An 8,534-nucleotide genomic window follows, 5' to 3' on the forward strand; every position below is an offset into this window, starting at 1 on the left:
GGAGATGCTGAGGAACGCCGAGATCGCCGCGGCCGGGCTCACGGACTGGCGCAAGCTGGGCCAGGCACTGCACGCGCGGTACGCCGTCGCGGACCTCGCCGCGGGGGCCCGACTGGCCGGCGCGGTGGCCGAGGCGGCCGCGGGCACCGCCTCCGACCTGCGGGTGACCCTCGACCGGGGCCACGTCGGCCTGCGGCTGGTCAGCCCGGACGCGGTGTACCGCGACGAGACCGGCACCGACCACGTCGTCGAGTGGGTGACCCAGCGCGACGTCGACCTCGCCCGGGTGCTCAGCGCGGTCGCGGCCGAGGCGGGCGCGGTCGCCGAGCCGCACGGGATCACCGCGATCGAGCTCGCCCTCGACACGGCCCGGGCGGCCGAGCTCGCCCCGGTGTGGGCGGCCCTGCTGACCGGCTCGGCCGACGACGTGGGCCGCGGCAGCATCGACGACGACGTGTGGGACTCGACCGGACAGGTGCCCTACCTCTGGTTCCAGCGCACCGAGGCCCACGAGCAGCCGCGGCAGCGGTTCCACCTCGACGTCTGGGTCGCGCCGGAGGTCGCCGAGGAGCGGGTCGCCGCGGCGGTCGCGGCGGGCGGGACGGTCGTGGACGACAGCCAGGCGCCGGCGTACGTCGTCGTGGCGGACCCGGACGGCAACAAGGCGTGCGTGTCCACCTCCCTCGCGCCGCGGGACGCGTCGTGACCTGGCCGCGGGTCGCGGGGCTGCGTGCCCTCGAGCTGGGCAGCCCCGGTGCACTGCGCGCCGAGCTCAACCGGCTGGTCCTGGCGGGGCGGAAGCAGGCGACGACCGGGCTCGCCACCGAGTACGAGGAGGAGGGCGAGGTGCTCGAGCACGCCGGCGAACGGCTGGCGCTGCTCGACGACGACGGCGCCCAGGTCGGCACGGTCGAGGTGACCGACGTGCAGGTGACGACGTTCGGCGAGGTCCCGTGGTCCTTCGCCGAGGCGGAGGGCGAGGGCGACGCCGACCTGGAGGACTGGCGCAGCGGGCACCGGCGCTACTGGCAGCGCCTGGGCACCCCGGTCACGGACGCAACGGAGGTGGTGTGCCTGCGGTTCCGGCTCGTCTGAGCGACCGCCCGGGGCGGGCCGTCGCCCAGGCCGCGCCCGCCAGCGCCACCAGCACGGGCCAGACCGCCAACCGCTCGAGGGCACCCGCCGCGGCGCCGTCGCCGGCCAGCACGAACCCCGCCGCCGCGGCGCCCGTGACCGCGCCGGTCACCAGGAGCGCCCGGGCCGGGCGCGGCGCGTCGGCCCGCAGCCGCAGGCCCAGGGCGACCAGCGCGACCGGCTGCGCCACGAACAGCGGGGTGGCCGCCGCGGCGTGCAGGGCCACCCCCTGGTCGAGCGGCGCCAGGCCGGTCGCGATCGAGCTCAGTCCCGACACGACGAGCAGGCCGGTGACGGTCGAGCCCCACGAGCGGCGCAGCAGCACGGCGCCGCCGGCCAGCAGGGCCCCGGAGACGCCGAAGGCGGCGTTCATCAGGTCGTGGCGCGGGGAGCAGAAGGCGGGGGAGCAGCCGGACTCGCCGAGCCGGCTGATCGAGTCGGTGAGGAGGCTGTAGTCACCGGTGGTCGCCGACGCGACGGCCAGCTCGACGGCGACGTACGCGGGTCGCGCGACCAGGGCCAGCGCGCCCCACCGCTCCGCTCGGCGGCCGAGGATGGACGGGGACGTCGAGGTGGCCGGCACGGGCCCACCGTAGGGCCGCCCTGGGGATCGGCGGGTGCGCCGACCTCAGGGGACGACGAGCTCGCGCTGGACCACCGGCCCGGGCCGTCCGAAGTCGTCGAGGGCCGCGAAGAGGACGCAGCTCGGCGCTTCGGTGGCGGCCGGGTAGACGGTCCAGGTGCCGTCGCCGTTCGCGAAGCCGTCGGACCAGGTCGCGTCCGCCGGCGCGGTGGCCGGGCACGACCCGGGAAGCACCTGGATCCCCAGCCTGCCGGCGTCCTCGGCCAGGTCCACCGCCACGCTCGCGGTGCCGGCGTCCGGGTCGTAGGTCAGCTCGCCGACCGTGGGACGGACGGTCGGCGGCGGCACGGTGAGGGTGACGGTGGTCGCGGGACCGACCGCGCCCCAGCTCGTGACGGCGACGAATGCGACGCACTCCGAGGCGGACCACGACGGGACCAGCCACGTGGACGGCCCGTCCTGCTCGAGCGTCTCGCCCCAGCCGTCCTCGATCGACACGGGGCAGGCGCCGGACCCGTCGCCCCGCACCACCTCCAGGCGCGTGCCCGGGTCGGGTGGCGTCCAGGAGACGCGGAACGCCGACCGCGCCGGCACCCAGGTCGGGGTGCCGACAGCAGGCGCGGGCGGGACGTGCGCCCACCGCTCGATCCGGCGGACGCCGCCGGAACGGGCGCCGCCGTACCGGTTGGCCACCTCGACGCCGTAGCACCACGCCCCCGTGCCGTAGCGCGGGTCGCTCCACGCGCCCACCGACGGCGCGAGCCCCACGCGGAGGTCCCAGCTCCGCGGCTGCTTCCCGCAGGTCGGCGCCTCCCAGACGGTGACGAACACCTTCGTGCCGGGCCGGGCGCTGGAGACCGGTCGCCAGGTGATCCGCACCGGACCGTCGGCTGGCTGGCCGCCCGAGAAGGCCACGTCCTCCAGCGGCGCCGGCAGCGGCTCGATGAGGCAGCGGCGCGGGGCGAGGCGCGCGCGGCCGCCATACCACGCGACGAAGCGGCGCAGCAGCGGCTTGTCGATCCACCGGCACTCGTAGGCGCCCGGCGTGGGCGACAGCAGCGGGCAGCCGCCCATGTCGAAGAACGGGTACATCAGCGAGCACCGGCCGCCGGTGTGGTCGAAGCCGAGCACGTGCCCGAGCTCGTGCGCCAGCAGCCGGCCGACCCAGACCCGGGTCTCCGCGCGGAGGGCGTCGGCCTGCTTGTAGGACGGGGCGAGGTGGACGTAGTTGTTCCGTTGGTAGCCGAGCGTGCCGACGCCGTCCGCGCCGCCGGTGTCGCCGTACCCGATGGTCAGCCGCGCCTTCGAGCGGGGGACCTCGACGAACCGGATGTTGCCGCCGGAGCGGTTCCAGCGCTCGACGGCGCGGTCGAGGCTCCAGTCCCACTTCGCCGGCAGGGTCTCGTGGTAGCGGATGGTGCGGCCCGGCCAGCGGCGCGGCTTCCAGCGCTGCAGGGCGCCGGTCGCGGCTGGCACGACCGCGTCGTCGGCCAGGTCGATCCGGTCCACGACCGGTCGGTCCACCGCGGCGGAGGCGCTCGGCGGCGCCTGGGTGCGGGTGGGCGCGGCCGTGACCGGACCGGCGCCGCCCGCGACCAGGCAGACGGCGACCGCCAGGCCGAGCAACCCGGCCGGCCCGACGCGACCTCGCCCCGCCCTCGACGTGCCGGCTCCACGACCCCCGTTGCGCGACCTCATCCGCCGATGGTGCGTCCGGCAGCCCGTCGGGTCGCCGGGAGGAGGCTCGAGATCCCCAAGATCGGGGGACGGCCTCAGGCGCCGAGCACGCGCCGGAGGTAGGCGTTGGCGAAGACGCGGTCGGGGTCGAGCCGGTCGCGCAGCGCCAGGAAGTCCTCGAAGCGGGGGTAGCGCTCGGCGAGGTCGTCGGCGCCCAGCGTGTGGACCTTGCCCCAGTGCGGACGGCCGCCGGCGGCGCGCAGCACCGGCTCGACGAGGCCGAAGTACCGCCGGTGCTCGGCGTCGCGGTGGGTGTGGAAGGCGAGGTAGAACGAGTCGCGGCCCGACGCGGTCGACAGCGCCACGTCGTCGGCCGGCGTCGAGCGCACCTCGACCGGGAAGGTGATCCGCACGTCGGAGGCGTCGATGACGCGGCGGCACTCGCGCAGCACCTCCAGGCCGACCTCGCGGGGGACGGCGTACTCCATCTCGCGGAAGACCACCAGGCGCGGCGAGGTGAAGACGCGGTGCGCGACGTCGCTGTAGGTGCGCGCGGTCAGGGCGCGGGCGCTGACCTGGTTGAGCCGGGGGATGACGGCCGGCACCCGGTTGGTGGCGAGGTTGAGCGCGCCGAAGAAGGTGTTGGAGAGGAAGTCGTCGTCGAGCCAGGAGCGCCACCGCGGCAGCGGCTCGGCCTCGGAGACGTCGGCGGCCAGGCGGTCGTTGCGCTTGACCATCGTCCGGTCGGTGTGGGGGAACCAGTAGAGGTCGACGTGGTGGCTGCCGGCCGTCATCTCGTCGTACGTCGCCAGCGCGGTGTCCCACGCCATCGGCTCCTCGCGGGCCTCCAGCAGGAAGAGCGGCTCGACCTTGAACGTCAGCGTGGTCAGCACCCCGAGCGCGCCCAGCCCGACCCGCGCGAGGTCGAGCAGCCCGGGGTCGTCGTCGGCGGTGACCCGCAGCACCTCGCCGGTGCCGGTCACCATCTCCAGGCCGGCCAGCTGGGCGGCCAGCCCGCCGGCGATGCCGCCCGTGCCGTGGGTGCCGGTCGACACCGCGCCCGCGAGGGTCTGCTCGGCGATGTCGCCCATGTTGTGCAGGCTCAGCCCGAGCCGCTCGAGCCCCTCGTTGAGGTCCTGGAGGCGGGTGCCGGCCAGTGCGGTGACGGTCATCGCCTCGCGGTCGACCGACACGATCCCGGCCATCCCGGAGGGCACGAGCATCGTCTGCTCGGGGGCGGCGATCCCGGTGAAGGAGTGGCCGGTGCCGACCATCTTCACCGTGCTGCGACGCTCCCGCGCCCGCTCGACCTCCGCCACGATGCCCGCCGTGTCGCCGGGCCGCACGACGCGGCTCGGGCGGGCGTGCTCCAGCCCCGACCAGTTGCTCCACTCCACGGGGCGAACCTAGCGGGGGGTGGTGTCGCGCGGCAGCGTCTGGGCCGCCAGCGCCGCGACGAGGCCGGCGGCGAGGCTGACCAGGTAGGCGGCGGAGGCGCCGGAGTGGTCGACGACGAAGCCGCTGATGGTCGCGCCCGGCGCGACACCGGCGACCAGGCCGGTCTGCATGATCGCCATGCCCTCGGTCAGTCGGCTGGACGGGACGACCTGCTCGGTCAGCGACATCGTCGCCACCAGCGTGGGGGCGATCGCGAGGCCGCCGGCGAGGAGCACCAGGCCCATCACCCAGACCGAGTCGACCAGGAACAGCGGCGCCATCGCGCAGGCCATCGCGGCCGCGCCCCAGCGCACCCGGACGGCGGGTCCGCGCTTCCACGACACGGCGCCGGTGACGAAGCCGGCCACCAGGCTGCCCAGCGCCCACAGGGCGAGCAGCCCACCGGCGTACGCCTCGTTGCCCTGCTCCTCGGCGAAGGCGACCGTGGTGACCTCCGCGGCGCCGAACAGCACGCCGAGGGCCGCGCTGCCGACCGCGAGCGGGATGATCGTGCGCCAGGGGAGCGGCGGCCGGACGCCGGTGCTGCGGTCGTGGCGGTGCGGCGGCGGCTCGGTGGCACGCTGCGCCGCGAAGGCGAGGCTGCCGGTCACGCCGGCCACGATCGCGACCGCGAGCCCCGCGACCGGGTGGACCGTCGTCGCCAGCAGGGTGACGAGGATCGGGCCGAGGATGAAGACGGCCTCGTCGGCGACGGCCTCGAGCGCGTACGCCGTCTGCTTGTCGGCCGGGGCCTCGAGCACGTAGGACCAGCGGGTCCGCACGCACGAGCCGATCTGCGGCAGCGAGCCGCCGGCGAAGGCGGCCGCGACGTAGGTCGCCGCCAGCGGCCAGCCGGCCTGCACCGAGGTCACCAGCGCGACCATCGCGACGCCGAAGACCACGCTCGCGGTCGCCAGCACCCGGCCCTGGCCGAGCGCGTCCAGCAGGCGGCCCTGGACGATCGCGAGCACCGCGTTGGCGACCATGTACGCCGCCGACACCGCGCCCGCGACGCCGTAGGAGCCCGTCGAGGACTCCACGAGTAGCACGATGCCCAGGCCGACCATCGAGATGGGCAGCCGGGCGACCAGCCCGGTCGCGCTGAAGAGGGCCGCGCCGGGGTGCGCGAGGACCCGGCGGTAGGCGGCGAGGGCGGTCATGGCGGGGGTCAACCTAGATCCGCGCGAGAGGCCGCGACCAATCGCGGTCGCGTTGGCCGCGCTCCCTACGATGAGGCCATGTCCAGCCCCGGTCCCGCCGCCGAAACCACCGCCGAAACCACGCCCGAGAACACCGTCGGGACCACGCCCGACACGAGCCCGTACGACGCGCTCCTGCTCGTCTCCTTCGGCGGCCCGGAGGGACCGGACGACGTCGTGCCGTTCCTGGAGAACGTCACCCGCGGCCGGGGCATCCCGCGCGAGCGCCTGGAGCAGGTCGGCGAGCACTACTACCTCTTCGGCGGCAAGTCGCCGATCAACGACCAGAACCGCGCGTTCCTGGCGGACCTGCGCGCCGACCTGGCCGCGGCGGGCGTCGACCTGCCGGTCTACTGGGGCAACCGCAACTGGGACCCCTACCTGACCGACACGCTCGCGCAGATGGCCGCCGACGGCGTGCAGCGCGCGGCCTGCTTCATGACCAGCGCCTACTCGTCGTGGTCGAGCTGCCGGCAGTACCGCGAGAACCTCTTCGCCGCCGTCGACGGCCTCCCCGAGGGAGCACCGGCGCCGAAGCTGGACAAGCTGCGCCACTACTTCAACCACCCCGGCTTCGTGGAGCCGGTCGTCGACGCGACCCTCGCCGCGCTGGCCGATCTGCCCGACGACGTGCGCGACGGCGCCCACCTCGCCTTCGTCACCCACTCGATCCCCACCCAGATGAACGACGCCAGCGGCCCGCCCGAGCAGGGCGGTGGCGCCTACGTCCGCCAGCACCTCGACGTCGCCGGCGTCATCGCCGACCGCGTGCGCGAGGAGACCGGCCGCGAGCACCCGCACGAGCTCGTCTACTGCTCCCGCTCCGGCGCCCCGCACATCCCGTGGCTGGAGCCCGACGTCAACGACCACCTGGCGGCGCTGAAGGAGCAGGGCGCGTCCGCGGTCGTCATGGTCCCGGTCGGGTTCGTCTCCGACCACATGGAGGTCATCTACGACCTCGACACCGAGGCGATGGCCACCGCCGAGGAGCTCGGCCTCCCCGCCCGCCGGGCCGGCACCGCCGGCACCGACCCGCGCTTCGTCCGCGCCGTCCGCGACCTGGTGCTCGAGCGGGCCGCGGCCGAGCGCGGCGAGCCCGTCGAGCGCCCCGCGCTCGGCGCCACCGGCCCGATGTGGGACCGCTGCCCGGTCGGGTGCTGCGCCAACCCGCGCGGCGCCGTGCCGACGCTGACCGGCGAGCGCGAGCCGATTGACCAGTGACCGCGCCCGAGGCGACGGCCGCGCAGCCGTCCGGGGAGGCGCTGCTCGGTGTCGCGCTCGAGGTGGCCCGCGCCGCCGTCGAGGTGGTGCGGGGGTACGCCGCCCGCGGCGTCGGGGTCGCGGCCACGAAGTCGAGCGACGTCGACGTGGTCACCGAGGCCGACCGCGCCAGCGAGGCGCTGATCCGGGCGATGCTGCGCGAGCGCCGCCCCGACGACGCCGTGCTGGGCGAGGAGGGCGACGACGTCGCCGGCACCTCCGGGGTGCGCTGGGTCGTCGACCCCATCGACGGCACGGTCAACTTCCTCTACGGCATCCCGCAGTACGCCGTCTCCGTCGCCGCCGAGGTCACCTCGGCCGACGGGGCCGAGGTCGTCGCCGGCGTGGTCGTCAACGCCGCGACCGGGGTCGAGTACGCCGCCCACGTCGGCGCCGACGGCCGCGCGACCGCGACGCGCGACGGCGTACCCCTCTCCGTGGCGGGGCCGACCCCGCTGGGGCGGCGGCTGGTGGCGACCGGCTTCTCCTACGACAGCGACCTGCGGGCGCTCCAGGCGCAGGCGCTCGTGCGGTTCCTGCCCCGCGTCCGCGACGTGCGGCGGCTCGGCTCGTGCGCGCTGGACCTGTGCCACGTGGCGGAGGGACTGGTCGACGGCTACGTCGAGGAGGGCGTGCACCTGTGGGACCACGCCGCCGGCGGCCTGGTGGCCCGCGCGGCCGGCGCCCGCACCCGGCTGCTGACCGGTGTCGGGGGCCGCGACCTGCTTGTCGCCGCCCCGGCCCACGGCTTCGACGAGCTCCTCGCGGCGGTGCTCGACGCGGGATACGGGGCGGGGGAATAGGGCACCTGACGGCGACGTTCCGGACACGCCACACCGCCCGGTGTGGGCAACCGCCGGCCGATGGTGCACAATCTGGCGCGCCGTTGGTGGCACATCGAGCCCGAGGGGAGTGAGCGACGCATGGCGACGGACTACGACGCACCGCGCAAGAACGAGGAAGAGCAGTCCGAGGAGTCCATCGAGGAGCTCAAGGCGCGTCGCCACGACAAGAACTCCGGGAAGGTCGACGAGGACGAGGCGGAGGCGGCTGAGTCCTTCGAGCTGCCCGGCGCGGACCTCTCGCACGAGGAGCTCGCCGTCGAGGTGAAGCCCAAGCAGGACGACGAGTTCACCTGCATGAGCTGCTTCCTGGTCCACCACCGCAGCCAGCTGGCAGACGAGAAGAAGATGATCTGCCGCGACTGCGTGTGACGCGCCCGCACGCAAGAGGCCCGCGACCGG

At 75.4% G+C, this 8,534-nt stretch carries 9 protein-coding genes; 5 read left to right on the forward strand and 4 right to left on the reverse strand.

The genetic code is table 11. The features are described 5' to 3' along the window. Positions 1 to 4: 4 nt before the first annotated feature. Entirely contained in the window at positions 5 to 706 is a 702-nt protein-coding gene (locus QWY29_RS19225; RefSeq protein WP_300962835.1) for a VOC family protein, read from the forward strand. After that, positions 703 to 1,095 (forward strand): ASCH domain-containing protein, encoded by a 393-nt coding sequence (locus QWY29_RS19230; protein WP_300962828.1) that lies wholly within the window; start codon positions 703 to 705, stop codon positions 1,093 to 1,095. The genes QWY29_RS19225 and QWY29_RS19230 overlap by 4 nt, the downstream gene beginning before the upstream one ends. Here the strand turns inward: QWY29_RS19230 and QWY29_RS19235 are convergent. The 4 genes from QWY29_RS19235 to QWY29_RS19250 all read right to left on the reverse strand — a co-directional run bounded on the left by QWY29_RS19235 (position 1,049) and on the right by QWY29_RS19250 (position 5,991). Then, a complete protein-coding gene (locus tag QWY29_RS19235) occupies positions 1,049 to 1,717 on the reverse strand; it encodes a DUF998 domain-containing protein (RefSeq protein WP_300962829.1) in 669 nt (222 codons plus the stop codon). The genes QWY29_RS19230 and QWY29_RS19235 overlap by 47 nt on opposite strands. Before the next feature lie 45 nt (positions 1,718 to 1,762). After that, a complete protein-coding gene (locus tag QWY29_RS19240; protein WP_300962830.1) occupies positions 1,763 to 3,415 on the reverse strand; it encodes a matrixin family metalloprotease in 1,653 nt (550 codons plus the stop codon). Between the two features lie 74 nt (positions 3,416 to 3,489). Beyond that, positions 3,490 to 4,791: a D-arabinono-1,4-lactone oxidase gene (locus tag QWY29_RS19245; RefSeq protein WP_300962831.1), complete on the reverse strand. Its 1,302-nt coding sequence runs from the start codon at positions 4,789 to 4,791 to the stop codon at positions 3,490 to 3,492. A gap of 9 nt (positions 4,792 to 4,800) precedes the next feature. Beyond that, positions 4,801 to 5,991, reverse strand: coding sequence for an MFS transporter (locus QWY29_RS19250; RefSeq protein ID WP_300962832.1), 1,191 nt, complete (start codon positions 5,989 to 5,991; stop codon positions 4,801 to 4,803). Positions 5,992 to 6,069: 78 nt separating this feature from the next. Between QWY29_RS19250 and QWY29_RS19255 the strand changes: the two genes are divergently transcribed. The 3 genes from QWY29_RS19255 (at position 6,070) to QWY29_RS19265 (ending at position 8,504) form a co-directional block, all read left to right on the forward strand. Continuing rightward, positions 6,070 to 7,251 (forward strand): ferrochelatase, encoded by a 1,182-nt coding sequence (locus QWY29_RS19255; protein WP_300962833.1) that lies wholly within the window; start codon positions 6,070 to 6,072, stop codon positions 7,249 to 7,251. Then, positions 7,248 to 8,093 (forward strand): inositol monophosphatase family protein, encoded by an 846-nt coding sequence (locus QWY29_RS19260; protein ID WP_300962834.1) that lies wholly within the window; start codon positions 7,248 to 7,250, stop codon positions 8,091 to 8,093. The genes QWY29_RS19255 and QWY29_RS19260 overlap by 4 nt, the downstream gene beginning before the upstream one ends. 120 nt (positions 8,094 to 8,213) lie before the next feature. Then, positions 8,214 to 8,504 carry a DUF4193 domain-containing protein gene (locus QWY29_RS19265; RefSeq protein ID WP_154611873.1) on the forward strand — a complete coding sequence of 97 codons (291 nt, stop codon included), beginning with the start codon at positions 8,214 to 8,216 and terminating at the stop codon, positions 8,502 to 8,504. The last annotated feature ends 30 nt before the right edge of the window (positions 8,505 to 8,534 follow it).

The organism is Nocardioides abyssi (assembly GCF_030412915.1).
Taxonomy (GTDB): domain Bacteria; phylum Actinomycetota; class Actinomycetes; order Propionibacteriales; family Nocardioidaceae; genus Nocardioides; species Nocardioides abyssi.